Raw genomic sequence first — 24,253 nt, forward strand, 5'->3', positions numbered from 1 at the left:
ATTTCCCTGCTGAAAAGTTGTTGACAACCCTCGGCCCGCTGCTAAGGTGGGCATCAGAGGGAAATCCGGGTGTTTTGTGGGTTTTCGTGGTTCAATGTTTCACCGGGCGAAGGATAGGTGCACGCGTCGTGTTCCAGGGCGAGACGGCCATCACAGTTGACGACAAAGGGCGCATGGCGGTTCCCACCGCTTATCGCGACCTGGTCGCGCGCGCCAGCAACAACCGTCTCGTTCTGACCTACAACCCGTTCGAAGCCGGCTGCCTGTGGCTGTATGCAGAGTCGGAATGGGAGCGGGTCCGCGACGATGTCATGTCCAAGCCCAACACCCAGCGCGTCGTGCGCCTGTTGCAGCAGAAGCTGGTCGGCTCGGCCGCTCATCTGGAGCTGGACGGCAACGGTCGCATCAGCATCCCCGCCAGCCACCGCGGTGCGGTGGGCATTGAGAAGAAGGCGGTATTGCTCGGTATGGGCGACAAGTTCGAATTGTGGAGCGAGCAGGCGCATCGGGCCCTGATCCAGCAGACGTTGTCTGACGAGGATCTGGGTGATGGGTTGCTCGACCTGAAGTTGTGAGCCGGGGTGCCCGGATGCGCCCAGAAGCGCAGACCGGTCACCTTCCGGTGTCGCAGTCGCCGGCGGTGCACCTGCCGGTCCTGTACACCCAGGTCCTTGAAGGCCTGAGGGTGATCGAAAACGGACGTTATCTGGATGGCACGTTCGGTCGTGGCGGTCATGCACGTGGCGTGCTCACCCAGTTGGGTCCCGAGGGGCGCTTGCTGGTCATGGACAAGGATCCGGAAGCCATCGCCGTTGCCGAGCGCGACTTCGCGCCGGACCCGCGCGTGTCCATCTTCCGTGGCAGCTTCGCCCAGCTGCTGCAGTGGGATGCGACGGCTGAAGGCCTGGACGGCGTGCTGTTCGATCTGGGCGTGTCGTCGCCGCAGCTGGACGTGGCCGAACGTGGTTTCAGCTTCGGCAAGGACGGCCCGCTGGACATGCGCATGGACCCGGACAGCGGTGAAAGCGCCGCGCAGTGGATCAACCGCGTGGAAGAGCGCGAGATTGCCGACGTGCTGTGGACCTATGGCGAAGAGCGCCAAAGCCGCCGCATCGCCCGTGCCATCGTGGCCCGCCGCGAGAAGCAGCCGTTCACCCGCACCGCCGAACTGGCCGAGCTGATCGCCTCAGTGATGCCGCGTGGGAAAGACAAGATCCACCCGGCCACGCGCAGCTTCCAGGCCATCCGCATCCACGTCAACCGCGAGCTGGCCGATCTGGAAGCCGGCCTCGATGCGGCGGTGGAGCGGCTCAAGCCCGGTGGCCGGCTGGCGGTGATCAGCTTCCACTCGCTGGAAGACCGCATCGTCAAGCAGTACATGAACCGCCTGGCCAAGGCGCCGCCGGCCAACCGCCGCCTGCCCGAGGCGGTGGCGTTCGTGCCGACGCTGGACCTGATCGGCGGTGCCATCAAGGCCACCGACGAAGAACTGGCGGCCAATCCGCGTGCCCGCAGTGCCGTGCTGCGCGTGGCACAGAAGCGCGAGGCCGATGCATGAGCCGGCTGCTGCTGATCATCCTGTTGGCCTCGACCGTGGCCTCGGCGATCGGCGTCGTGTTCGTGCGTCACCGTCATCGGCAGACGTTCATCGAACTGTCGCGCGCCGAGCGCAAGCGCGATGACATCAATCTTGAGTTCGGCCGACTGCAGCTGGAGCAGGCCACGCTGGCCGAAGCCAACCGCGTGGATCGCATCGCCCGCGAGAAGCTCGGCATGAAGTTCCCCGAAGCCGGGGACATCGTGGTGGTGCGGCCATGAGCAAGACCGGCCGCAACCGCCCGCGCAACGCCTTCAACCTGCGCCAGCGCCTGCGCTGGGTCGCGCTGGCGCTCGGCCTGTGCTCGGTGTCGCTGGTCGGTCGCGCCGCCTACGTGCAGATCATCAACAGCGACTTCTACCAGCGCCAGGGCGAAGCCCGCTACCTGCGCGAGCTGCCGATCAAGACCTCGCGCGGCATGATCACCGACCGCAACGGCGAGCCGTTGGCGGTGTCCACGCCGGTCGCCTCGATCTGGGTCAATCCGCAGGACCTGCTGCGCTCGCCCGAGCGCATCCCGGAGCTGGCGCAGGCGGTCGGCATGTCGGTGGACGAGCTGAGCAGCCGCCTGTCGCAGAAGTCGGACAAGGAATTCATGTACCTGCGTCGCCGGATCAATCCGGACGAGGCAGAGAAGGTGGTCGCGCTGAAGATTCCGGGCGTGGCCGCACAGCGCGAGTTCCGTCGCTTCTACCCGCAGGGTGAGGCGATGGCGCACGTGCTGGGCTTCACCAACATCGACGACCGCGGGCAGGAAGGCCTGGAGCTGGCGTTCGACGAATGGCTGCGCGGCAAGGCCGGAGCCAAGCGGGTGATCCGCAACCGCAAGGGCGAGACCGTCGAAAGCGATCTGCTGCGCGCCGCCGAGCCGGGCAAGGACCTGACCCTCAGCATCGACCGCCGCATCCAGTACCTGGCCTTCAAGGAGCTGCGCAACGCGCTGGTGGCGAACAAGGCGGCCGGCGGTTCGATGGTCATCATGGACGTGACCACCGGCGAGATCCTGGCCATGGTCAACCTGCCGACCTACAACCCGAATTCGCTGACCGGCGCGCTGCCCGATGCGCGTCGCAACCGTGCGGTGACCGATCTGGTCGAGCCGGGTTCGACGATGAAGCCGTTGACCATCGCCACCGCGCTGCAGGCCGGTGCGGTGACCAAGGACACCATCATCGACACCAACCCGGGTTACATGACCTTGGGCCGCTTCACCATCCGCGACGTGCCTCGTAACAACGGCGTGCTGAACGTGACCGGCGTGATCACCCGCAGTTCGAACGTGGGCGCGGCCAAGGTCGCGGCGAAGATGCCGGACCAGGTGTTCTACGACGGGGTGCGCCGCTTCGGTTATGGCTCGGTGCCGCACAGCGGTTTCCCCGGTGAATCCGGCGGCGTGGTGCTGCGCCCGGCGCGCTGGTCGGGTACCACCAAGACCACGATGTCCTACGGTTACGGCCTGAACGTCACCCCGCTGCAGATCGCTACTGCCTATTCGGCACTGGCCAACGGCGGTCGTCTGATCGCGCCGACCTTCGTCAAGGGCCAGCGCAATGAAGGTCAGCAGATCATCGACGAGAACGTCGCCAAGCAGGTGGTGGCGATGATGGAAACGGTGGTCACCCAGGGCGGCGCCAAGCAGGCGGCGGTGCTGGGTTACCGCGTGGCCGGCAAGACCGGTACCGCGCGCAAGGCCGGTCCGGGCGGCTACGAGCGGGGCCACTACAACGCGCTGTTCGCGGGTGTGGTGCCGGCCACCAATCCGCGCTTTGCCACGGTCATCGTCATCAACGACCCGCAGGCCGGCAAGTTCTACGGCGGCCTGGTATCGGCGCCGGTCTACCACAACGTGATGGAAGGCACCCTGCGCCTGATGGACGTGCCGCTGGACGACCTGCAGTCGTGGCTGGCCGCACAACAGTCCGGCAAGGTCGGCCACTCGGCCTCGATCCTGCCCGCGCCACCGGCCGAAGCCGCGCTGCCGGTGGATGCCGCCGCCGAATTCGATGCTGCGCTGCCCAGCGCGCAAGCCCAGACGCCACCCGCTACGGGAGGCACGCAATGAGTCCTTCGATGTTGCTTTCGCAGTTGCTTCCGGACGTGGCCCTGGCGGGTCATGATCCCGTTCTGACCGGCTTGGCGCTGGACAGCCGCGCCGTGCGCCCCGGCAATGCCTTCGTCGCCATCGCCGGTTTCGGCGCGCATGGCCTGGGCTTTGTCGAGCAGGCCCGCGCCGCCGGCGCCAGTGCCATCCTGTTCGAACCACCTGCGCCTGCCGAGCTGCCGGCCCCGGCCGATGCGATCGCGGTGCCGGGCCTGCGCGCGCGCATGGGCGCGATGGCCGACCAGTTCCATGGCGCACCGTCGCGGGCGATGGCGATGGTCGGCGTGACCGGCACCAACGGCAAGACCTCCACCGTGCAGCTGCTGGCCCAGGCGTGGCACCTGCTCGGTACGTCCAGTGGCAGTATCGGCACGCTGGGCGCCGGACTTTATGGCGCGGTCGAGCCGACCGGCTTCACCACGCCGCTGGTGCTGCAGATGCACGCGCTGCTGGCGCAGCTGCGCGACGAAGGTGCGCGCGCTGTGGCGATGGAAGTCAGCTCGCACGCGCTGGACCAGGGCCGCGTGGATGCCGTGCACTACGACGTGGCGGTGTTCACCAACCTCACCCGCGACCATCTGGATTACCACGGCGACATGGCTAGCTACGGCGCGGCCAAGGCGCGGCTGTTCCATCGCCCCGGCCTGAAGGCGGCGGTGATCAACCTGGACGACGCCTTCGGCCGTCAGCTGTTCGCCGGCCTGCCGGCGGGCGTGCAGCCGATCGGCCTGAGTTCGCGCGGTGCCACCGATGCCAGCGTGCGCGCCGAAGCGCTGCAGCTGGATGGACGTGGCATCGCCTTCGAACTGGTCATCGACGGCCAGCGCGCTGCGGTGCAGTCGCCGCTGCTGGGCCGCTTCAACGTGGACAACCTGCTGGCCGTGGCCGGTACCCTGCATGCGCAGGGCCAGCCCCTGCCGCGCATCGCCGAGGTGCTGTCGGCACTGCAGCCCATCCGCGGCCGCATGAACCGCCTCGGCGGCGAGGACGGCCTGCCGACCGTGGTGGTCGATTACGCACATACCCCGGACGCGCTGGAACAGGCGCTGGACAGCCTGCACGGGCACTTGCATGGCGCGCTGTTCTGCGTGTTCGGTTGCGGTGGCGAACGCGATACCGGCAAGCGCCCGCAGATGGCCGCGATTGCCGAACGCTTGGCCAACCAGGTCATCGTCACCGACGACAACCCGCGTGGCGAGGATGGCGACGTGATCGTGGCCGATATCCTGGCCGGCTTCCAGAACGCCGACGCGGTGACCGTGCAGCGCAGCCGCGCGCGTGCGATCGGCCTGGCGGTGAAGCGTGCCGGCGCCGGCGACATCATTCTGATCGCCGGCAAGGGCCACGAGCCGTACCAGGAGGTCAATGGCGTGCGCCATGATTTCGACGACACCGAAGTGGCGGCGGCTGCGCTGGCGGCCAAGGCCGGTGTTCTGGCAGCCCAGGCCGGGGAGGGCGCCGCATGAAGCGCACCCTGCTTTCGCTGATCGCGCACTGGGCAGGTGGCGAGATCCACGGCGACGATGTGGCCATCGATGCGGTCAGCAATGACACCCGCAATCTTGGCCCGGGCAGCCTGTACGTGGCGCTGCGTGGCGAGCGCTTCGATGGCCATGACTTCGCCGCCGACGCGCTGGCGCGCGGTGCTAGCGCGCTGCTGGTCGAGCGCCTGCTGCCGATCGAACTGCCGCAGGTGCTGGTGGCCGACGCCGAGCGGGCACTGGCGAAGATCGCCACCGGCATGCAGCGCGACCGCGGTACCGAGGTGTTCGCGATCACCGGCAGCAACGGCAAGACCAGCGTGAAGAGCCTGCTGCTGTCGATCCTGCAGCAGGTGGCACAGCACGCGCACAAGGTGGTCTACGCCAACCCGGGCAACCGCAACAACGAGATCGGCCTGCCGCTGGCCGTGATCGACGCACCGGAAGATGCCGACTACGCGGTCTACGAGATGGGCGCCGGCAAGCCGGGCGACATCGCCTATCTCACCGACATCGCCCGGCCGCGCTATGCACTGGTCAACAACATCGCCCCGGCACACCTGGAGCGCATGGGTAGCCTGCTCGGCGTGGCGGTGACCAAGGGCGCGATCTACGCCGCACTGCCGGCCGATGGCGTGGCGGTGATCAACGCCGACGACGCCTACGGACGCTGGTTCGAACAGCATTTTGTCGGCACCCCGCCGCGTTGCCGCGTGCTGCGCTACGGCCTGGAACATACGGCGGACATCACCGCGCGCGACATCCGCGCCGGTGCCCAGGGCAGCCAGTTCACCCTGGTTTCGCCGGCTGGCGAAGCCCGTGTGGTGCTGGGCCTGCCGGGCCGCCACAACGTCAGCAACGCGCTGGCCGCCGCCAGTCTGGCGCTGGCCGCCGGTGTCGAGCTGGCGCTGATTGCCGCCGGCCTGGCCGAAGCACAGCCGGTGCCGGGCCGGCAGATCGCCCACCAGCTGCGCAATGGCGCGGTGCTGGTGGATGACAGCTACAACGCCAACCCCGGTTCGCTGGCCGCTGCCATCGATGCCCTGGCTGCGGCCCCGGAAGAGGGCTGGTTGGTGCTGGGCGACATGCGCGAGCTGGGCCCGGATGCCGAAGCGCTGCATGCGCAGGCCGGGCTGCGCGCGCGCGCGGCCGGTCTCAAGCGCCTGTATGCGCTGGGTCCGCTCAGCGCCGCTGCCGCCACCGCGTTCGGCGAGGGCGGCCGTCACTTCACCACCCATGACGCGCTGTCGCAGGCGTTGAAGGACGAGCTGCACGCCGGCGTGCGCTGCCTGGTCAAGGGGTCCCGTGGCAGCGCCATGGACACGATTGTCAAAGCGCTGCTGGCGCAAGGAGAGGAATCCCCGCATGTTGTATGAACTGGCTCGATGGTTGCAGCAGTTGGAGAGCCTGTTCGGGCTGTTCAACTACCAGACGTTCCGCGCCATCCTTGCCGCGCTGACGGCCCTGTTCCTGTCGCTGTGGCTGGGCCCGGCGATGATCCGCAAGCTTGCCCAGTTCAAAGGCGGCCAGCCGATCCGCAAGGACGGTCCGCAGACCCATTTCTCCAAGGCCGGCACGCCGACCATGGGCGGTTCGCTGATCCTGCTCACCATCACCCTGTCGGTGCTGATGTGGGCCGACCTGCGCAACCGCTACGTGTGGCTGGTGCTGGCGGTGATGCTGTGCTTCGGCGCCATCGGCTGGTATGACGACTGGATCAAGATCGTCCGTCGTGACCCGAACGGCCTGAAGTCGCGCTGGAAGTACCTGCTGCAGTCGATCTTCGGCCTGGCCGCAGGTCTGTTCCTGTTCTACACGGCCGACGTGCCGGCCGCGCTGACCTTCTACATCCCGATGTTCAAGTCGGTGGCGCTGCCGCTGGCCGGTATCGGTTTCGTGGCCATCGCCTACTTCTGGATCGTCGGCTTCTCCAATGCGGTGAACCTGACCGACGGCCTGGACGGCTTGGCGATCATGCCGACCGTGCTGGTGGCCTGCGCGCTGGGCGTGTTCGCTTACGCCTCGGGCAACGTGGTGTTCGCCAACTACCTGCAGATTCCGCAGATCCCGGGGGCCGGTGAGCTGGTGATCATCTGCGCGGCGATTGCCGGCGCCGGCCTCGGCTTCCTGTGGTTCAACACCTATCCGGCCATGGTGTTCATGGGCGACATCGGCGCGCTGGCGCTGGGCGCGGTGCTGGGCACGATCGCGGTGATCACCCGCCAGGAGCTGGTGCTGGTGATCATGGGCGGCGTGTTCGTCATCGAAACGCTGTCGGTGATGATCCAGGTCGCTTCGTTCAAGCTGACCGGCAAGCGCGTGTTCCGCATGGCGCCGATCCACCACCACTTTGAACTGAAGGGCTGGCCGGAGCCGCGCGTGATCGTGCGCTTCTGGATCATCTCCGTCGTGCTCGTGCTGATCGGCCTGGCCACGTTGAAGGTGCGCTGAGATGAACGACCTGTCCCGCCAGGCAACACGCCTTGAAGCGATCGAAGGCAGCTACGACAAGTGGCTGCTGGGCGCGATCATCGCGCTCACTGGCGTGGGCGTGGTGATGGTGGCGTCCAGCTCGATCGCGCTGATGAGCAGCCCGTTCTACTACCTCAACCGCCACCTGATCTTCCTGGCGGTCGGCATCGTGCTGGCCGTGATCGCCGCGCGCACCGAGCTGAAGTCCATCGAGCAGTACAACCAGATGCTGCTGCTGGGCTGCTTCGTGCTGCTGCTGGCGGTGTTCGCGCCGGGGCTGGGCAGCACGGTCAACGGCGCGCGCCGCTGGATCAACCTGGGCATCTCCAAGTTCCAGACGGTGGAAGCGGTGAAGGTGCTGTACATCGTGTGGCTGTCCAGCTACCTGGTGCGCTTCCGCGACGAGGTCAACGCCACCTGGCCGGCGATGCTCAAGCCGCTGGGCGTGGCCGGTGCGCTGGTCGTGCTGCTGCTGTTGCAGCCGGACTTCGGTTCGTCGACCCTGCTGCTGGCGATCACCGCCGGCATGCTGGTACTGGGCGGCGTCAACATGCCGCGCATGTCGATGCCGGTGATCATCGGCCTGGTCGGCATGAGCGCGCTGGCCATCATCGAGCCGTACCGCATGCGCCGCATCACCTCGTTCCTCGATCCGTGGGCCGACCAGCAGGGTGACGGCTACCAGCTGTCCAACGCGCTGATGGCGGTGGGCCGCGGTGAGTGGACCGGCGTCGGCCTCGGCAACTCGGTGCAGAAGCTGTACTACCTGCCCGAAGCGCATACGGACTTCATCTTCTCGGTTACCGCCGAGGAGTTCGGTTTCCTGGGCACTTGCGTGATCGTGGCCCTGTACGCGCTGCTGGTCGGCCGCACCTTCTGGCTGGGCATGCGCTGCGTGGAAATGAAGCGCCACTTCTCCGGTTACATCGCCTTCGGCATCGGCCTGTGGATCAGCATGCAGACCTTCGTCTCGATCGGCGTGAACCTGGGCATCCTGCCGACCAAGGGCCTGACCCTGCCGCTGATCTCCTCCGGCGGTTCGTCGGTGCTGATGACCTGCGTGGCGATGGGCCTGCTGTTGCGCGTGTCCTATGAGCTCAAGCGCGCCGAGCGTCGCCAGGCGGTGCGCATCGGTGGCGCCGAAGACGCTGCTGCCGAGCCCAGCGAGGCGCCGGCCGCGCCGGTGGCCGCCAGCGTGCCGATGAGCGCCGAGCCGGTGGCCACCGGCGCGCCGACCGCTGCGCGTGGCACCAGCCGCCTGCAGTCGCGCATCGAACCGACCTTCGGGAGGCTGTCATGAGCAGCGCCTCCAACACCCGTCCGGTGATGATCCTGGCCGGTGGTACCGGCGGTCACATCTTCCCCGGCCTGGCCGTGGCCCGCGTGCTGCGCGAGCGTGGCGTGCCGGTCACTTGGATGGGCGCCGAAGGCGCGATGGAGACCCGCCTGGTGCCGCAGCACGACATCCCGGTCGACACGCTGGCGATCACGGGCCTGCGCGGCAAGGGCAAGCTGGCCCTGCTGGGTGCACCGTGGCGGTTGATGCGCGCGCTGCGCGCGGCCGGCATGATCATCCGCAAGCGCCAGCCGCGCGCGGTGGTCGCCTTCGGTGGCTTCGCCTCCGGCCCGGGTGGCATTGCCACGCGCCTGCACGGGCTGCCGCTGCTGGTGCATGAGCAGAACCGCGCGCCGGGCCTGACCAACCGAATCCTGTCGCGCTATGCGCGCCGCCTGCTGACCGGCTTCCCGGGTACCTTCGCCGCGCGCGAAGAGTTCGTCGGCAACCCGGTGCGCGCGGAAATCGCCGCCATCGCACCGCCCGAACAGCGCTTCGCCGACCGCCATGGCCCCCTGCGCGTGCTGGTGGTCGGTGGCAGCCAGGGCGCGCGTGCGCTCAATACCGGCGTGCCGCAGGCCATTGCTGCGCTGGGCGCGACGGTGCCGGTACAGGTGCGCCATCAGAGCGGTGAGAAGCTGCACGCCGAAGCGGTCGAGGCGTATGCCAAGGCCGGTGTGCAGGCTGAAATCACCCCGTTCATCGCCGACATGGCCGCGGCGTTTGCCTGGGCCGATCTGGTCGTGTGCCGTGCTGGCGCGTCGACCCTGGCCGAGGTGTGCGCGGTCGGTGTCGGCAGCGTGCTGGTGCCATTCCCCGCTGCCGTCGACGATCACCAGACCCGCAATGCGGAGTACCTGGCCGAGCGCGGCGCGGCGGTGTTGCTGAAGCAGGACGGAACGCTGGCCGACGGCATTGCCGCACTGCTGCGCGATCTGTCCGAAAATCCCGCCCGCCGCATGCAGATGGCACAAGCCGCGCGTGCCCTGGCCAAGGTCGATGCCGCCGAGCGCATCGCCGATATCATTCTTGAGGAAGCTGTATGAAGAAGGCATGCCACCGCGCCTGCCCTGCGCGAGGCCGCGCATGATCCGCCGCCTGCACGACACCAACGACCTGGTGCGCGCGTTCCCGCGCGTGCATTTCGTCGGCATCGGCGGCACCGGCATGAGCGGTATCGCCGAAGTGATGCTGACGCTGGGCTACGAAGTATCCGGCTCGGACAACGCCGACAACGGCGCCACCCGCCGCCTGGCCAGCCTCGGCGCGCGCATCATGCGCGGCCACTCGGCAGCCAACGTGCTGGGCACCGACTGCGTAGTGGTGTCCAGCGCGATCCGCGAAGACAATCCGGAACTGATGGAAGCGCGCAGCCAGCGCATTCCGATCATGCCGCGTGCGGCGATGCTGGCCGAACTGATGCGCTTCCGCCGCGGCATCGCGGTGGCCGGTACCCATGGCAAGACCACCACCACCAGCCTGACCGCCGCCGTGCTGAGCGAAGGCGGCCTGGACCCGACCTTCGTGATTGGCGGCCAGCTGCTGGCCGCCGGTGCCAACGCCAAGCTGGGTGGTGGCCAGTGGCTGGTGGCCGAGGCCGACGAAAGCGATGGCAGCTTCCTGCGCCTGAACCCGCTGATGTCGATCATCACCAACATCGATGCGGACCATCTGGAGAACTACGGCAACGATTTCGCCCGCGTGCAGGCGGCGTTCGCCGAGTTCCTGCAGCGCCTGCCGTTCTACGGGCTGGCGGTGCTGTGCATCGACGACCCGGAAGTGGCCGCGCTGGCGGCGAAGACCCCGCGCCACGTGATGAGCTACGGCATGAGCCCGCAGGCCGACGTGCGTGCCGAGAACGTGGTGCAGGAAGGGTCGCGCATGCGCTTCACCCTGCGCCTGCCGCAGGGCACCAGCCAGGAAGTGGTGCTGGCGCTGCCGGGCAGGCACAACGTGCTCAACGCGCTGGCCGCTGCGGCGGTGGGCTGGCAGCTGGGCGTGGCCCCGGACGCGATCGCACGCGCGCTGGAAAGTTTCGCCGGCGTTGGCCGTCGCTTCAACGATCTGGGCGAGGTGACCACCGCCAGCGGTGCCAAGGTCCGCATCATTGACGACTACGGCCATCACCCGAGCGAGCTGGAGGCTGTGTTTGCCGCCGCCCGCGGTGGCTGGGCCGACAAGCGCCTGGTAGTGGCCTTCCAGCCGCACCGCTACAGCCGTACCCGTGACCAGTTCGACAAGTTCGCCGCCGTGCTGTCCAGTGTCGATGCGCTGGTGCTGAGCGAGGTCTATCCGGCCGGCGAGGAACCGATTGCCGGTGCCGATTCGCATGCGCTGGCGCGCGCCATCCGTGCACGCGGTCGCAGCGAGCCGGTGGTGGTGGGCAAGGCGGCCGAGCTGGCCAGCGTGCTGCCGGACGTACTGCAGGACGGTGACCTGCTGCTGATGATGGGCGCGGGTGACATCGGCGCCGTGGCCAGCCACATCGCAGTGGAAGGCTTCAAGGCGGAGGGCGAGGCGTGAGCACGCTGACCTTCCCGCCGCTGCGCGTCACTGACCCGGCCGTGTTCGGCCGCGTCGCCGTGCTGCTCGGCGGCAGCTCCAGCGAACGCGAGGTCTCGCTGGACTCTGGCCGCAACGTGCTTGAAGCGCTGCAGTCGCGCGGCGTCGATGCGTTCGCCGTGGACGGTATCCCCGCGCTGGCCAAGGCGCTGGTGGCCGGTGGCATCGACCGCGTGTTCAACATCCTGCACGGCCACAACGGTGGCGGTGAGGACGGCATCGTGCAGGGCCTGATGGATGCCTTCGGCGTGCCGTACACCGGTTCGGGCGTGCTGGGCTCGGCGCTGAGCATGGACAAGATCCGCACCAAGCAGGTGTGGCTGTCGCTGGGCCTGCCGACCCCGCAGTACCGGAAGGTCGACGCGTCGAACGTGCATGCGCTGGCGGCCGAACTTGGCCTGCCGGTGGTGGTGAAGCCGGCCAATGAAGGCTCCAGCGTGGGCATCAGCCGGGTCACCGACGAGGCCGGCCTGGATGAGGCCGTGGCGCTGGCCGCGCGCTACGACGGCCAGCTGCTGATGGAGCAGATGGTGGTCGGCGACGAACTGACCGTGGCCATCCTCGGTGACGTCGCGCTGCCGTCGATCCGCATCGTGCCCAAGGGCCAGTGGTACGACTACAACGCCAAGTACATCGCCGAGGACACCCAGTACCTGTGCCCGGGCCTGGACGGTGCCGACGAGGACGAGATCCGCCGCATCGCGCTGGCCGCGTTCCGTGCCGCCGGTTGCCGTGGCTGGGGCCGCGTGGATGTCATGCGTGACCGCAGCAGCGGCCGCTTCTTCCTGCTGGAAGTGAACACCGCGCCGGGCATGACCAGCCACTCGCTGGTGCCCAAGGCGGCCGGGCAGGCCGGCATCAACTTTGAAGAGCTGGTGTGGCGCGTGCTGGAACAGACCCTGGAGGCCTCGCACGCATGAACGCGGTGCTGCGCATCTTCGTCTGGCTGTTGGCGCTGTCGGTGGTTGCACTGCCGGTGGTGGCCGTGGTCAATGGCTGGGTCGGCGCCGAGCGCTGGCCGCTGGCGAAGCTGCGCGTGCACGGTGAGTTCAAGCGTGTACCGGCCGAACAGCTGCAGCAGGTACTGCTGCCCTACGCGCGCGCCGGGTTCTTCGCGGTCAAGCTGCAGGATGCCCAGGACGCACTCGAAAAGCTGCCGTGGGTGGAAAGCGCGCGGGTACGCAAGCAGTGGCCGGATGTGCTGGAAGTGACCCTGGTCGAGCACAAGCCATTCGCGCGCTGGGGCAACGATCGCCTGGTCTCCGAGCAGGGCAAGCTGTTCCCCACGCCGAAGAAGCTGGCCGACCTGGCGCTGCCCGAACTGGACGGTCCGGACAGCCAGACCGAAGAAGTGATGAAGCTGTACAGCGACTCGCGTGCATTGTTCGCACCGGCCGGCGTCGACGTGCGCCGGGTGACGATGGATGCACGCGGCAGCTGGTCGCTGGTGCTGAGCAACGGCACCGAAGTGGTGGTTGGCCGCGACGACGCGCGCTCGCGCCTGCAGCGCTTCGTCAAGGTGCTGCCGCAGCTGAACCGCCAGGACGCGCCGATCGAGCGCGCCGACCTCCGTTACACCAATGGTTTCACGCTGAGCTGGGGTACCCCGGCCACGCCGGCGAAAACGCCGGCGACCCCGGCCAGCAGGACGCAGGAAAGGACATGAATCGCAAGGGTGACAAATCGCTGATCGTTGGCCTGGACATCGGCACCTCCAAGGTGGTGGCGCTGGTGGGCGAGTATTCGCCGGGCAATCCGATCGAAGTGATCGGCATCGGCTCGCATGAGTCGCGCGGTTTGAAGCGCGGCGTGGTGGTGGACATCGAATCGACCGTGCAGTCGATCCAGCGCGCGGTGGAAGAAGCCGAGCTGATGGCCGGCTGCGAGATCCGCTCGGTGTACGCCTCGATCTCCGGCAACCACGTGCAGTGCAAGAACTCGCCGGGCATCGTGCCGATCCGCGACGGGGAAGTGACCTGGGGCGACCTGGATCGCGTGCTCGATGCGGCCAAGGCGGTGGCGATTCCGGCCGACCAGAAGATCCTGCACGCGATCCCGCGCGAGTACGTGCTGGACGACTCGCAGGAAGGCATCCGCAACCCGGTCGGCATGACCGGCGTGCGCCTGGAGGTGCACGCGCACCTGGTGGTGTGCGCGCAGTCGGCCGCGGCCAACATCAGCAAGTGCGTTCAGCGCTGTGGCCTGCAGGTGGATGACCTGGTGCTGTCCTCGCTGGCCTCCAGCGTGGCCGTGCTGACCGCAGACGAACGCGAACTGGGCGTGGTGCTGGTGGACATGGGCGCCGGCACCACCGACATCGCGGTGTTCGTGCAGGGCGCGATCTGCCACACCGCCTCGCTGCCGATCGCCGGCGACCACGTGACCAACGACATCGCGCACATGCTGCGCACGCCGACCCCGGAAGCCGAGCAGATCAAGGTGCGCTATGCCTGCGCCCTGGCCCAGCTGGCCACCGCCGAGGAGAGCATCCAGGTGCCGTCGGTGGGCGACCGTCCGCCGCGCCGGATGCCACGCCATTCGCTGGCGCAGGCGGTGCAGGGCCGTTACGAGGAAATCTTCGAGATGGTGCAGGCCGAACTGCGCCGCTCCGGCTTCGAGGAACTGGTGCGCGCCGGCATGGTGCTGACCGGTGGCGCTTCGAAGATGGAAGGCGTGGTCGAACTGGCCGAGGAAATGCTGCAGATGCCGGTGCGCGTGGGCATTCCGCAGCACGTCACCGGCCTCGGCGAAGTAGTCGGCAACCCGGTGCATGCCACCGGTGTGGGCCTGCTGCTGATGGGCAGCCAGATCGAGCACCCGCGTCGCCCGTCGCTGCCGACCGGGCGCGCCGGAAGCATGTTCAAGAAACTCAAGACCTGGTTCCGCGGCGAGTTCTGACGCGGCGCCTGCCACACCGGGCGATGCCCGGGCAACACCTGCAACACCCGCATCACAGACGCAGCAACGCAACACACAACCCACACAGCCGCATCGGCAACATGACACGCGAAGGCAGGAGGCCCGACCGTCCATGCCACCGACAAGCGGATACAACGAGGACACGGACATGGCGCATTTTGAACTGATCGAAAAGATGGCACCCAATGCGGTGATCAAGGTGGTTGGCGTGGGCGGCGGCGGCGGCAATGCCGTGGCGCACATGGTCAACTCGGCCGTGGATGGCGTGGAATTCATCACCGCCAACACCGACTCGCAGGCCATCAAGAATTGCGGTGCCAAGCTGCAGCTGCAGCTGGGCACCAACGTGACCAAGGGCCTGGGCGCAGGCGCGAACCCGGAAGTTGGCCGCCAGGCCGCGCTGGAAGACCGTGAGCGCATCATGGACGCCCTGCAGGGCGCGGACATGGTGTTCATCACCGCCGGCATGGGCGGTGGCACCGGCACCGGCGCGGCACCGGTGGTGGCACAGCTGGCCAAGGAAATGGGCATCCTGACCGTGGCCGTGGTCACCAAGCCGTTCCCGTTCGAAGGCCGTCGCCGCATGCAGGTGGCGCTGAAGGGCATCGAGGAGCTGAGCCAGCACTGCGACTCGCTGATCACCATCCCGAACGAGAAGCTGATCACCGTACTGGGCCGCAACGCGACCATGATCCAGGCCTTCCGTGCCGCCAACGACGTGCTGCAGGGCGCCGTGCAGGGCATCGCCGACCTGATCGTGCGTCCGGGCCTGATCAACGTCGACTTCGCCGACGTGCGCACCGTCATGTCCGAAATGGGCTTGGCGATGATGGGTACCGGCACCGCCCGTGGCGATGACCGCGCCCAGGCCGCCGCCGAGTCGGCGATCCAGAACCCGCTGCTGGACGATGTGAACCTGGCCGGTGCCAACGGCATCCTGGTCAACATCACCGCCGGCGCCGACTTCACCATGGCCGAGTTCGACGAGATCGGCCGCACCATCGACGGCTTCGCTTCGGAAGACGCCACCGTGGTGGTCGGTACCGTGCTCGACCCGGACATGCAGGACGAAGTGCGCGTGACCGTGGTTGCCACCGGCCTGAACCGCGTCTCGGCCAGCAAGACCCAGCGCCCGGGCGAGCGTGCGCCGATCAAGCTGGTCCGCAACGCCACCACCGGCCAGCCGGAATTCGGCGAGTTCGACAATGGCGGCGATGCCGTGTCCAAGGCCGTGGGCGGCATGGGCCTGGGCCTGCGTCGTGCCAGCAGCGACACCGCTTCCGCTTCTGCGCCGTCGGCTCCGGCCGCTTCGGCCCCGGCAGCCGCAGAACTGCCCAACGACTACCTGGACATCCCGGCGTTCCTGCGCCGCCAGGCGGACTGAGCGGAGCTGCCCGGGGTTGTCCTCCCCGGGTTGCGCCACCATGTCCTGAAAATGCGGGCGCCGGGCCAGGATCGGCCCGGCCGCCCTGCTTCATGTGCGTCCCATTGGCGCGCCGGTGTGTCCTGCCTGCCTTTCAGCCGGGGTAGGGGACCGTGCGTGTTAATCTAATGTGTCACTTCCGGTCCATCCCCATGATCCAGCAACGCACCCTCAAGAACACGATCCGCGCCACCGGCGTTGGCCTGCACAGCGGTGACAAGGTCTACATGACCCTGCGCCCCGCACCGGTCAACCATGGCATCGTGTTCCGGCGCGTGGACCTGGACCCGGTGGTGGAAGTGCCGGCCAAGGCCGAACTGGTCACCGAAGTGACCCTGTGCACCGGCCTGACCTGCAACGACGCCAAGATCCAGACCGTCGAACACCTGATGTCGGCGCTGGCCGGCCTGGGTGTGGACAACATCATCGTCGAACTGTCCTCGGCCGAGCTGCCGATCATGGACGGTTCGGCCGGCCCGTTCGTCTTCCTGCTGCAGTCGGCGGGCATCGTGGAACAGGATGCGCCCAAGCGCTTCATCCGCGTGCTGAAGACCGTGGAAGTGACCGAGGGCGACAAGGTGGCCCGCTTCACCCCGTATGAGGGTTACAAGCTGGGCTTTACCATCCAGTTCGACCACCCGATGATTCCGGCCAAGCAGTCACGGCAGGAGATCGAGTTCTCGACCCTGGCCTACACCAAGGAAATCTCCCGCGCGCGCACCTTTGGCTTCATGCGCGACCTGGAGTACATGCGCGAGCGCAACCTGGGCCTGGGGGGGTCGATGGACAACGCCATCGTGCTTGACGAGTTCCGCGTGCTCAACGAAGACGGCCTGCGCTACGCCGACGAATTCGTGCGCCACAAGATCCTCGATGCGATCGGCGACCTCTATCTGGCCGGCGGCCAGGTGCTGGGTGCCTACGAGGGCTTCAAGTCGGGCCATGCGCTCAACAACAAGCTGGTACGGGCGCTGATGGCTGACGCCACGGCGTGGGAGTGGGTCACCTTCGACTCGCCGGCCACGCCGGATCCGGTTGAATACGCCACGCCGGCCTACGCCTGATCTGCATAGGCTGTTGATTCTGCAAGCAAAAACGCCGCCCCCCAGGGCGGCGTTGCTGTTTCCGGCGGGCGCGGCGCATTCAGCGTGCTTGAGGATCGTCAAGGGCGGCTCGAGGTCACGGTTTTGTGAACCTGTTGGATCGGAAGCCTGAATTTAACGCGGTCTTAACAACAATCTAACGACACGCCCCCGGATGGCGGCTAGGATGCGACCCGGCCCCCGAAATGTTTCACGCCGTGGTGACACGCGCGACGGGGAGCGGAGCAGGAGGCTCCGTTGTCGTCAGGACCGCTTCTTCGGCCGCGAAGGAACGTCCTGCAGGCAAGCCAAGGCGTCGCGTAGCCCTTTGTGCGTGGCGGCTGAAACTGCGTGGGGGCCATTCCGGTTGTCGATCGCTGGGGAGCGTGAGGGAGTGGTGGACGCAGTCTTGACGGTCACCCTGGTGGCCTTCAGCCCGATGGAACGGGCCGCGTCGAGCAACTGGGCTTCGGCAAGCCGCAACTTGGCATGCCAGACCGGGGACTCGACGAGAAAAACGAGGTGTTCCCCGTCCACATTGGCCAGTCGGCAACGGCTGCGCAGAGGTGGCGGCAACTGGGGGCGCAATTGACGGTCCAGCGCGTCGAGCCACATGGCACGACGCAGCGGGTTCCCGCTTTTGTCAGCCATCACCGCATCCAGCGCCGGTTTCGGCACTGCTGCGGGGCGAACGCTGGATTTCGGCTCAGACATGAAAACTCACTGATGGCATTCAAAAAGATCGTAATCAAAACGCGTGAAGGACAGGCCAAGGCATCGCCCATCGCGCGTTTGCGGTTCTATTTCGAGGACCGCCCCCGCGCCCTGCTGGGCAGCGTGCTCGGGGTAGGCTGCATTATCGGCCTTGCCGGCGGCATTGGCGCCAGCGCGCTGAATGATTCGCGCCTGCAGGCCAAGGTCGACCGCCAGGACGCGGAGCTGGCCAAGGTCAAGCGCGATGCGCAGACCCAGGTCAATGCGCTGGCCGCCCGCCTCGGCGAGCTGCAGGCGCAGGCCACCCGCCTGAACGCACTCGGCGAACGGCTGACCCAGATGGGCAAGCTGGAAGACGGCGAGTTCGACTTCAACGAGACCCCCGGCCTGGGTGACGGCGATGCCGGCGGCCCTACCAGCGACATCCCGATCAAGGACGTCAACGCCGACTTACAGGTGCTGGAGCAGCGCTTCGCTGCTTCAGGCCGCCAGCTGTCGGTGATGGAATCGCTGATGTTCGACCACCAGCTGCAGCAGAACGCCGTGCCCTCGCGCATGCCGATCCGCAACAGCTACGTGACCTCCGGCTTCGGCACCCGTGCCGACCCGTTCGGCCGCGGTGCCGCCACCCACAAGGGCATGGACTTCCACGCCAAGGTCGGCGACCCGGTGATGGCCGTGGCCGAAGGCGTGGTCAGCTTCGCTGGCGTGAAGGGCGGCTACGGCAACGTCGTCGACGTCGACCACGGCAATGGGTATGTCACCCGCTACGCGCACAATTCGCGCCTGGTGGTGAAGGTAGGCGATCTGGTCCGTGCCGGGCAGGAAGTGGCCAAGGCCGGTTCCACCGGTCGTTCGACCGGCGCCCACGTGCACTTCGAGGTGTGGGAGAACGGCAACGTGGTCAACCCGCGCAAGTTCCTCGGCGACGGCGGCAACACGCCGGTCGGCCGCATCAGCCGCGGCTGATCCCCGGCCGGCACTGCCGGGAACGTTCCGATGCCATTGCCGCCAAAGGGTTGAAACCTCAGCCGGCCGTCCCAAGCTACAATGGGTGTTGCCATCGACAGGGCGCCAGGCGCCCTGTTTCGTTTGCGACGGACGGATTCCCTGGGGGAGGCCGGGCGTCGTGTCCATCCAACCCGGTTCCTTCAATGATCAACAGCCTGCTTACCCGCGTATTTGGCAGTCGTAACGAACGACAGCTGCGCCAGCTCAACCGCATCGTCGCCAAGATCAATGCGCTGGAGCCGGAGATCGAGAAGCTTTCCGACGAGCAGCTTCAGGCCAAGACGCCGGAGTTCAAGCAGCGCATCGCTGGCGGTGAAGCCCTGGACAAGGTGCTGCCGGAAGCCTTCGCGGTCTGCCGCGAAGCCGGCCGCCGCGTGCTGGGCATGCGCCACTACGACGTGCAGCTGATCGGCGGCATGGTGCTTCACCTGGGCAAGATCGCAGAAATGCGCACCGGTGAAGGCAAGACCCTGGTGGCGACCCTGCCGGTGTACCTCAACGCGCTGGAAGGCAAGGGCGTGCACGTGGTCACCGTCAACGACTACCTGGCCCGCCGCGACGCCGCGCAGATGGGCAAGCTGTACAACTGGCTGGGCCTGAGCGTGGGCGTGGTGTATCCGGGCATGCCGCACAGCGACAAGCGTGAGGCCTACGCCGCCGACATCACCTACGGCACCAACAACGAATTCGGTTTCGACTACCTGCGCGACAACATGGCGCTGTCCAAGGCCGACCGCTACCAGCGCGGCCTGCACTACGCCATCGTCGACGAAGTCGACTCCATCCTGATCGACGAAGCACGTACCCCGCTGATCATCTCCGGCCCGGCCGACGACTCCCCGGAGCTGTACATCCGCGTCAACCGCGTCGTGCCGCACCTGATCAAGCAGGAAGCGGAAGACGGCGAAGGCGACTTCTGGGTCGACGAGAAGGGCAAGCAGGTGCACCTGTCCGAAGCGGGCATGGAGCACGCCGAGCAGCTGCTGGTCGACGCCGGCATCCTCGATGGCGAGACCGAAGGCCTGTACGCGGCGCAGAACCTGACCGTGGTGCACCACCTCAACGCCGCGCTGCGCGCGCACGCCATCTACCAGCGTGACGTGGACTACATCGTGCGCGACGGCGAAGTGGTCATCGTCGACGAATTCACCGGCCGTACCCTGGCCGGCCGCCGCTGGTCCGACGGCCTGCACCAGGCGGTGGAAGCGAAGGAAGGCGTGCCGGTCCAGCGCGAGAACCAGACGCTGGCCAGCATCACCTTCCAGAACCTGTTCCGCATGTACAAGAAGCTGTCCGGCATGACCGGTACGGCCGATACCGAGGCGTTCGAATTCCAGAGCATCTATGGCCTGGAAGTGGTGGTGATCCCGACCAACCGCCCGACCATCCGCAAGGACAGCCCGGACCAGGTGTTCCTCAACCGCAAGGGCAAGTTCAACGCGGTGCTGGCCGACATCGAAGAGTGTGCCAAGCGCGGCCAGCCGGTGCTGGTGGGTACCACCTCGATCGAAACCTCGGAAATGCTGTCCGAGCACCTGAGCAAGGCCGGCGTGAAGCACGAAGTGCTCAACGCCAAGCAGCACGACCGCGAAGCGACCATCGTCGCCAACGCCGGCCGTCCGGCGGCGGTGACCATTGCCACCAACATGGCCGGTCGTGGTACCGACATCGTGCTGGGTGGTTCGCTGGAAGCGGAGATCCACGCCCTGGGCGAGGACGCGACCGATGAACAGAAGGCCGCGGTCAAGGCCGAATGGCAGAAGCGCCACGAGGCAGTGAAGGCTGCCGGCGGCCTGCACATCGTCGGCACCGAGCGCCATGAATCGCGCCGTATCGACAACCAGTTGCGTGGCCGTTCGGGCCGCCAGGGTGACCCGGGTTCGTCCCGCTTCTACCTGTCGCTGGAAGACAACCTGATGCGCATCTTCGCCTCCGACTGGGTGCAGAAGGCCATGCGCATGATGGGCATGAAGGAAGACGACGTCATCGAGGACCGCCTGGTCAGCCGCCAGATCGAAAAGGCGCAGCGCAAGGTCGAGGCCCACAACTTCGACATCCGCAAGAACCTGCTGGACTTTGACGACGTCAACAACGACCAGCGCAAGGTGATCTACGCCCAGCGCGATGAGCTGCTGGACGCCGAGTCGGTGAAGGGCAACGTCGAGGGCATCCGCGATGACGTGATCTTCGACGTGGTGGCGCGCTTCGTGCCGCCGAACTCGATCGACGAGCAGTGGGACCTGCGTGGCCTGGAAGCGACCCTGGAGTCGGATTTCGGCCTGCAGATGTCGCTGACCGACCTGGTCAAGGAACACGAGGAACTGGACGCCGAGGCGATCGCCGCCAAGGTGCAGGAACGCGTCAACCAGCACTTCGCCGAGAAGGAAGCCGGCGTGGGCGAAGAGACCATGCGCGCGCTGGAGAAGCACGTGATGCTGACCGTGCTGGACCAGAGCTGGAAGGAGCACCTGGCGCGCATGGACTACCTGCGCCAGGGCATCTACCTGCGCGGCTACGCACAGAAGCAGCCGAAGCAGGAATACAAGAAGGAAGCCTTCGAGCTGTTCTCGGACATGCTGGAGAACGTCAAGCGCGAAGTGGTGACCCTGCTGTCGCGCGTGCGCATCCGCAGCGACGAGGAGGTGCAGGCGCTGGAAGCCGCCGAACGCCAGCAGGTGGAAGCCCGCCTGAGCCAGTCGCAGTTCCAGCACCAGGACGCCGGCAGCTACAGCGCCGACGAGGAAGCGGCGCAGGTGGAGGCCGAGCGCCAGGGTGTGGCACAGCTGCAGCGCGATGAGCCGAAGATCGGTCGCAATGATCCCTGCCCGTGCGGCAGTGGCAAGAAGTACAAGCACTGCCACGGCCAGTTGAGCTGATCCCGAAGAGCCCCGCGAAAGCGGGGCTTTTCCTTTGCGGTGCATGATTCTGGCCGGATCCGCGATTGCGCGGGTCGCCCTGTTCTGGGCATGCTTCCCCCATGCCTTCCCCGATCCGATCGATCCATGTCGTGGCCGCCGTCATCACCGATGCCCGTGGCCGCGTGCTGCTCAACCGCCGCACCGAGAACCGCGACATGGCGGGCCTGTGGGAATTCCCCGGCGGCAAGCGCGAATCCGGCGAGACCTCCGAACAGGCGCTGGTGCGTGAACTGCGCGAAGAACTGGGGATCGAGGCCGATGTCGGCGAATGGCTGATGGACGTACCGCAGCGCTACCCGGACAAGCATCTGACCCTGGAAGTGCGCCATGTGCGCAGCTGGAAGGGCACGCCGCGCGGGCGCGAAGGCCAGGCGATCACCTGGGTGGCGCCGGACAAGCTGGCCCGCTACTCGATGCCGCCGGCCGACCTGCCAGTGGTGGCCGCGCTGCGCCAGCCCGACCGCTACCTGATCACCCCCGTGCCGGCCGACGATGCCAGTGCCGTGCAGCGCTGGCATGAGCAGCTGCAGCGCGCGGTAGCGGGCGGCCAGCAGCGCATCCAGCTGCGCCTGCCCACGTCACATCCACAGCGGCAGGCCTTGGTCGAGCAGACTCTGCGCGTGCACCGCCGCAGCGGCGTGCAGTGGCTGCTCAACCGCGATATCGAACTGGCGCGTGCGCTGGGCGTGGGCGTGCACCTGGGCAGCGAACAGCTGCTGGAGCTGCAGCAACGCCCGCTCCCCGAAGGACAACTGGTTGCAGCGTCCTGCCACGACCTGCAACAGCTGCAGGCCGCACAGCAGCTGGGCTGCGACTTCGCGGTGCTGGGCCCGGTGCAGGCCACCGCCAGCCACCCCGATGCCGCGCCGCTGGGCTGGGATGCCTTTGCCGCGTTGCGCGCCCAGGTTTCGCTGCCGATCTACGCGCTGGGCGGCATGGTTGCCGGCCACATTGCCGAAGCCCGCCGCCACGGCGGGCAGGGCATCGCGGCCATCCGCGGGCTGTGGCCGGCGTGACGCCGCGTCGGTCGCCGGGCATGGCCCGGCGCTAGCCTGTGAAATGGAAGCAGTAGATCCACGCCATGCGTGGATGGTTGCCCACAATCACAACGTGATCCAGAAACACCCGTACTGCCGCCGCAGCCCCAGCACCGTCGAGGCGCGCGCCACGCTGCCCGGCAACGTCTGCTCCAGGCGCAGGCCGACCGGATGGCGTGCCATTGGCGGCTCCGGGTCGGAACCCTGCGCAGCAGCGCTCTGATCCTCCTCCGGCGGGACGTCCTGATCCTGCCGCGGATACACCGGCACCACGTCCACCAGCGGCCGCCGCGCCAGCGATTCCAGCTGGCCGAGAATGCGCTGCGCGCCGGCGTCGGACACCATGCCCCACAGATACAGCGAAGACAGCCGATTGACGTCGTTGCTGAGGATGCCGTTGCGCAATGCGTCCACGAGCTCGCTCAACCGGCGCGGGCAACGGGCACCCAGCGTGTCGCGCGGTGCAGTGTTGCCGGCAGGGGGGGGCTGCGGCAGCCGCGACCGTGCGCCCACGCTGTCGCAGGGACGGTCGGTGTAGACACTCTGGCCCTGCGCATCGGTGCAGCGGTTCAGGCGCGGGGACTGCGCATGGGCAACAGGGGCCATCGCGCACAGCGGCAACAGCACCAGCAGGAGGGAAACGCGGATCATCCAGAAAGGGTAGCGCCGATCCGGTGCGCATGGCGTGCTTTCAGCCTTGCAGCAGTTTCAGGACCGACGTGGTGGGCTTGGCCAGGTTCAAGGTATAGAAATGCAGGCCCGGTGCGCCGCCTTCGATCAGGCGCTGGCACAGCCTGGCCACCACTTCAGTGCCGAACGCACGCACCGATTCGGCGTCATCGCCGTAGGCCTGCATCTTGCGGCTGATCCAGCGCGGAATCTCCGCGCCGCACTGTTCGGAGAAGCGGCGCAGCTGGCTGAAGTTGGCGATCGGCATGATGCCCGGCGTGATCGGCACCTGCACACCGAGCCGGCGCACTTCATCGACGAAGTGGAAGTAGGCATCCGGGTTGAAGAAATACTGGGTGATCGCCGCGTCGGCACCGGCATCGATCTTGGCCTTGAAGTGCTTCAGGTCGGCCAGCGCATCGCTCGCCTGCGGGTGCGTCTCCGGATACGCACCCACTTCGATGTGGAACGCATCGCCATGCTCGGCGCGGATGAAGGCGATCAGCTCGGCGGCATAGCGCATGTCGCCGGGGAAGCCCATGCCCGAGGGCAGGTCACCGCGCAGTGCGACCAAGCGACGGCAGCCGATGGCGCGGTACAGCTTGAGCAGCTCGCGGATCTCCTGGCGGGTGCCGCCCACGCACGACAGGTGCGGCGCCGCGTCGAACCCGTGGTGCTGGTTGAGGTGGCGCACCGTCTCGGAGGTGTAGCTCAGGGTCGAGCCACCGGCACCGAAGGTGCACGACACGTACTGGGGATCGTAGTCCTTCAACTTGGCCGCGGCACGGTCCAGCTGGCTGCGCTGTTCGTCGGTCTTGGGCGGATAGAACTCGAAGCTGATGGCGGTCATGGCGCGGGCGGCGGCGGCAGGTGCGAAACAGTATATCGCTTCATCAAGATGGATGTTTGTCGGCTGCGTGAAGGAAGGCCG

General features: G+C 67.3%; 20 protein-coding genes and 1 pseudogene. 18 read left to right on the plus strand and 3 right to left on the minus strand.

Annotated elements, in window-relative coordinates; all coding sequences use genetic code 11:
• The first annotated feature begins 128 nt into the window (after positions 1 to 128).
• The 15 genes and pseudogenes from mraZ to lpxC all read left to right on the plus strand — a co-directional run bounded on the left by mraZ (position 129) and on the right by lpxC (position 16,955).
• Positions 129 to 575, plus strand: coding sequence for a division/cell wall cluster transcriptional repressor MraZ (mraZ, locus tag QZ853_RS19110; protein WP_004143635.1), 447 nt, complete (start codon positions 129 to 131; stop codon positions 573 to 575).
• Between the two features lie 14 nt (positions 576 to 589).
• Positions 590 to 1,558, plus strand: a complete 969-nt coding sequence (gene rsmH, locus QZ853_RS19115) for a 16S rRNA (cytosine(1402)-N(4))-methyltransferase RsmH (RefSeq protein ID WP_295577988.1) — start codon at positions 590 to 592, stop codon at positions 1,556 to 1,558.
• Positions 1,555 to 1,818, plus strand: a complete 264-nt coding sequence (gene ftsL / locus QZ853_RS19120; RefSeq protein WP_005408074.1) for a cell division protein FtsL — start codon at positions 1,555 to 1,557, stop codon at positions 1,816 to 1,818. Before rsmH ends, ftsL begins: the two co-directional genes overlap by 4 nt.
• A complete protein-coding gene (locus tag QZ853_RS19125) occupies positions 1,815 to 3,659 on the plus strand; it encodes a penicillin-binding transpeptidase domain-containing protein (RefSeq protein ID WP_049461624.1) in 1,845 nt (614 codons plus the stop codon). Before ftsL ends, QZ853_RS19125 begins: the two co-directional genes overlap by 4 nt.
• Entirely contained in the window at positions 3,656 to 5,164 is a 1,509-nt protein-coding gene (locus tag QZ853_RS19130; RefSeq protein ID WP_295578001.1) for a UDP-N-acetylmuramoyl-L-alanyl-D-glutamate--2,6-diaminopimelate ligase, read from the plus strand. The genes QZ853_RS19125 and QZ853_RS19130 overlap by 4 nt, the downstream gene beginning before the upstream one ends.
• Positions 5,161 to 6,555 carry a UDP-N-acetylmuramoyl-tripeptide--D-alanyl-D-alanine ligase gene (gene murF, locus QZ853_RS19135; protein WP_295578004.1) on the plus strand — a complete coding sequence of 465 codons (1,395 nt, stop codon included), beginning with the start codon at positions 5,161 to 5,163 and terminating at the stop codon, positions 6,553 to 6,555. Before QZ853_RS19130 ends, murF begins: the two co-directional genes overlap by 4 nt.
• Positions 6,545 to 7,630, plus strand: a complete 1,086-nt coding sequence (gene mraY / locus QZ853_RS19140; RefSeq protein WP_004154219.1) for a phospho-N-acetylmuramoyl-pentapeptide-transferase — start codon at positions 6,545 to 6,547, stop codon at positions 7,628 to 7,630. The genes murF and mraY overlap by 11 nt, the downstream gene beginning before the upstream one ends.
• 1 nt (position 7,631) lies before the next feature.
• Complete coding sequence (gene ftsW, locus QZ853_RS19145) at positions 7,632 to 8,951, plus strand: putative lipid II flippase FtsW (RefSeq protein ID WP_295578008.1); 1,320 nt, start codon at positions 7,632 to 7,634, stop codon at positions 8,949 to 8,951.
• Positions 8,948 to 10,033, plus strand: a complete 1,086-nt coding sequence (murG, locus tag QZ853_RS19150) for an undecaprenyldiphospho-muramoylpentapeptide beta-N-acetylglucosaminyltransferase (protein ID WP_295578011.1) — start codon at positions 8,948 to 8,950, stop codon at positions 10,031 to 10,033. The genes ftsW and murG overlap by 4 nt, the downstream gene beginning before the upstream one ends.
• Positions 10,034 to 10,073: 40 nt before the next feature.
• The gene (gene murC, locus QZ853_RS19155; protein ID WP_295578015.1) at positions 10,074 to 11,510 is read left to right on the plus strand and encodes a UDP-N-acetylmuramate--L-alanine ligase; all 1,437 of its coding nucleotides are present in this window, start codon (positions 10,074 to 10,076) and stop codon (positions 11,508 to 11,510) included.
• On the plus strand, positions 11,507 to 12,469 hold the full coding sequence (locus QZ853_RS19160) for a D-alanine--D-alanine ligase (RefSeq protein WP_295578027.1): 963 nt from the start codon (positions 11,507 to 11,509) through the stop codon (positions 12,467 to 12,469). The genes murC and QZ853_RS19160 overlap by 4 nt, the downstream gene beginning before the upstream one ends.
• Positions 12,466 to 13,140 (plus strand): annotated as a pseudogene (locus QZ853_RS19165) (cell division protein FtsQ/DivIB); the annotation flags it as partial. The gene QZ853_RS19160 and the pseudogene QZ853_RS19165, both read left to right, overlap by 4 nt.
• Before the next feature lie 71 nt (positions 13,141 to 13,211).
• Positions 13,212 to 14,447, plus strand: coding sequence for a cell division protein FtsA (gene ftsA, locus QZ853_RS19170; RefSeq protein WP_005408083.1), 1,236 nt, complete (start codon positions 13,212 to 13,214; stop codon positions 14,445 to 14,447).
• A gap of 169 nt (positions 14,448 to 14,616) precedes the next feature.
• Positions 14,617 to 15,852 carry a cell division protein FtsZ gene (gene ftsZ / locus QZ853_RS19175; protein ID WP_295578039.1) on the plus strand — a complete coding sequence of 412 codons (1,236 nt, stop codon included), beginning with the start codon at positions 14,617 to 14,619 and terminating at the stop codon, positions 15,850 to 15,852.
• Between the two features lie 191 nt (positions 15,853 to 16,043).
• Positions 16,044 to 16,955 carry a UDP-3-O-acyl-N-acetylglucosamine deacetylase gene (gene lpxC, locus QZ853_RS19180; protein ID WP_197582494.1) on the plus strand — a complete coding sequence of 304 codons (912 nt, stop codon included), beginning with the start codon at positions 16,044 to 16,046 and terminating at the stop codon, positions 16,953 to 16,955.
• Between the two features lie 282 nt (positions 16,956 to 17,237).
• On the opposite strand, the gene QZ853_RS19185 is transcribed toward lpxC, so the two are convergent.
• Positions 17,238 to 17,687, minus strand: a complete 450-nt coding sequence (locus QZ853_RS19185; RefSeq protein ID WP_295578069.1) for a DUF721 domain-containing protein — start codon at positions 17,685 to 17,687, stop codon at positions 17,238 to 17,240.
• A 12-nt stretch (positions 17,688 to 17,699) separates the two neighbouring features.
• Here QZ853_RS19185 and QZ853_RS19190 point away from each other — a divergent pair, with 12 nt between their 5' ends.
• From QZ853_RS19190 to QZ853_RS19200, 3 genes are all read left to right on the plus strand, one after another.
• Positions 17,700 to 18,656 carry a M23 family metallopeptidase gene (locus QZ853_RS19190; RefSeq protein WP_295578080.1) on the plus strand — a complete coding sequence of 319 codons (957 nt, stop codon included), beginning with the start codon at positions 17,700 to 17,702 and terminating at the stop codon, positions 18,654 to 18,656.
• Between the two features lie 185 nt (positions 18,657 to 18,841).
• Positions 18,842 to 21,574, plus strand: coding sequence for a preprotein translocase subunit SecA (gene secA / locus QZ853_RS19195; protein ID WP_295578108.1), 2,733 nt, complete (start codon positions 18,842 to 18,844; stop codon positions 21,572 to 21,574).
• 101 nt (positions 21,575 to 21,675) lie between these two features.
• Positions 21,676 to 22,632 carry a Nudix family hydrolase gene (locus QZ853_RS19200; RefSeq protein ID WP_295578122.1) on the plus strand — a complete coding sequence of 319 codons (957 nt, stop codon included), beginning with the start codon at positions 21,676 to 21,678 and terminating at the stop codon, positions 22,630 to 22,632.
• Positions 22,633 to 22,719: 87 nt separating this feature from the next.
• Here the strand turns inward: QZ853_RS19200 and QZ853_RS19205 are convergent, their stop codons facing one another.
• Both QZ853_RS19205 and metF read right to left on the minus strand, forming a co-directional pair.
• Positions 22,720 to 23,304 (minus strand): DUF4124 domain-containing protein, encoded by a 585-nt coding sequence (locus tag QZ853_RS19205; RefSeq protein ID WP_295578133.1) that lies wholly within the window; start codon positions 23,302 to 23,304, stop codon positions 22,720 to 22,722.
• 40 nt (positions 23,305 to 23,344) lie between these two features.
• Positions 23,345 to 24,172, minus strand: a complete 828-nt coding sequence (gene metF, locus QZ853_RS19210; protein ID WP_197619763.1) for a methylenetetrahydrofolate reductase [NAD(P)H] — start codon at positions 24,170 to 24,172, stop codon at positions 23,345 to 23,347.
• Positions 24,173 to 24,253 lie beyond the last annotated feature (81 nt).

The organism is uncultured Stenotrophomonas sp. (assembly GCF_913778665.1).
GTDB lineage: Bacteria > Pseudomonadota > Gammaproteobacteria > Xanthomonadales > Xanthomonadaceae > Stenotrophomonas.

Bases quoted from the DNA above. Each gene is read 5' to 3' on its own strand.
- rsmH (WP_295577988.1), top strand. From the start codon at position 590: ATGCGCCCAGAAGCGCAGACCGGTCACCTTCCGGTGTCGCAGTCGCCG.
- ftsL (WP_005408074.1), top strand. From the start codon at position 1,555: ATGAGCCGGCTGCTGCTGATCATCCTGTTGGCCTCGACCGTGGCCTCG.
- QZ853_RS19125 (WP_049461624.1), top strand. From the start codon at position 1,815: ATGAGCAAGACCGGCCGCAACCGCCCGCGCAACGCCTTCAACCTGCGC.
- QZ853_RS19130 (WP_295578001.1), top strand. From the start codon at position 3,656: ATGAGTCCTTCGATGTTGCTTTCGCAGTTGCTTCCGGACGTGGCCCTG.
- murF (WP_295578004.1), top strand. From the start codon at position 5,161: ATGAAGCGCACCCTGCTTTCGCTGATCGCGCACTGGGCAGGTGGCGAG.
- mraY (WP_004154219.1), top strand. From the start codon at position 6,545: ATGTTGTATGAACTGGCTCGATGGTTGCAGCAGTTGGAGAGCCTGTTC.
- ftsW (WP_295578008.1), top strand. From the start codon at position 7,632: ATGAACGACCTGTCCCGCCAGGCAACACGCCTTGAAGCGATCGAAGGC.
- murG (WP_295578011.1), top strand. From the start codon at position 8,948: ATGAGCAGCGCCTCCAACACCCGTCCGGTGATGATCCTGGCCGGTGGT.
- murC (WP_295578015.1), top strand. From the start codon at position 10,074: ATGATCCGCCGCCTGCACGACACCAACGACCTGGTGCGCGCGTTCCCG.
- ftsA (WP_005408083.1), top strand. From the start codon at position 13,212: ATGAATCGCAAGGGTGACAAATCGCTGATCGTTGGCCTGGACATCGGC.
- ftsZ (WP_295578039.1), top strand. From the start codon at position 14,617: ATGGCGCATTTTGAACTGATCGAAAAGATGGCACCCAATGCGGTGATC.
- lpxC (WP_197582494.1), top strand. From the start codon at position 16,044: ATGATCCAGCAACGCACCCTCAAGAACACGATCCGCGCCACCGGCGTT.
- QZ853_RS19185 (WP_295578069.1), bottom strand. From the start codon at position 17,687: ATGTCTGAGCCGAAATCCAGCGTTCGCCCCGCAGCAGTGCCGAAACCG.
- QZ853_RS19190 (WP_295578080.1), top strand. From the start codon at position 17,700: ATGGCATTCAAAAAGATCGTAATCAAAACGCGTGAAGGACAGGCCAAG.
- secA (WP_295578108.1), top strand. From the start codon at position 18,842: ATGATCAACAGCCTGCTTACCCGCGTATTTGGCAGTCGTAACGAACGA.
- QZ853_RS19200 (WP_295578122.1), top strand. From the start codon at position 21,676: ATGCCTTCCCCGATCCGATCGATCCATGTCGTGGCCGCCGTCATCACC.
- QZ853_RS19205 (WP_295578133.1), bottom strand. From the start codon at position 23,304: ATGATCCGCGTTTCCCTCCTGCTGGTGCTGTTGCCGCTGTGCGCGATG.
- metF (WP_197619763.1), bottom strand. From the start codon at position 24,172: ATGACCGCCATCAGCTTCGAGTTCTATCCGCCCAAGACCGACGAACAG.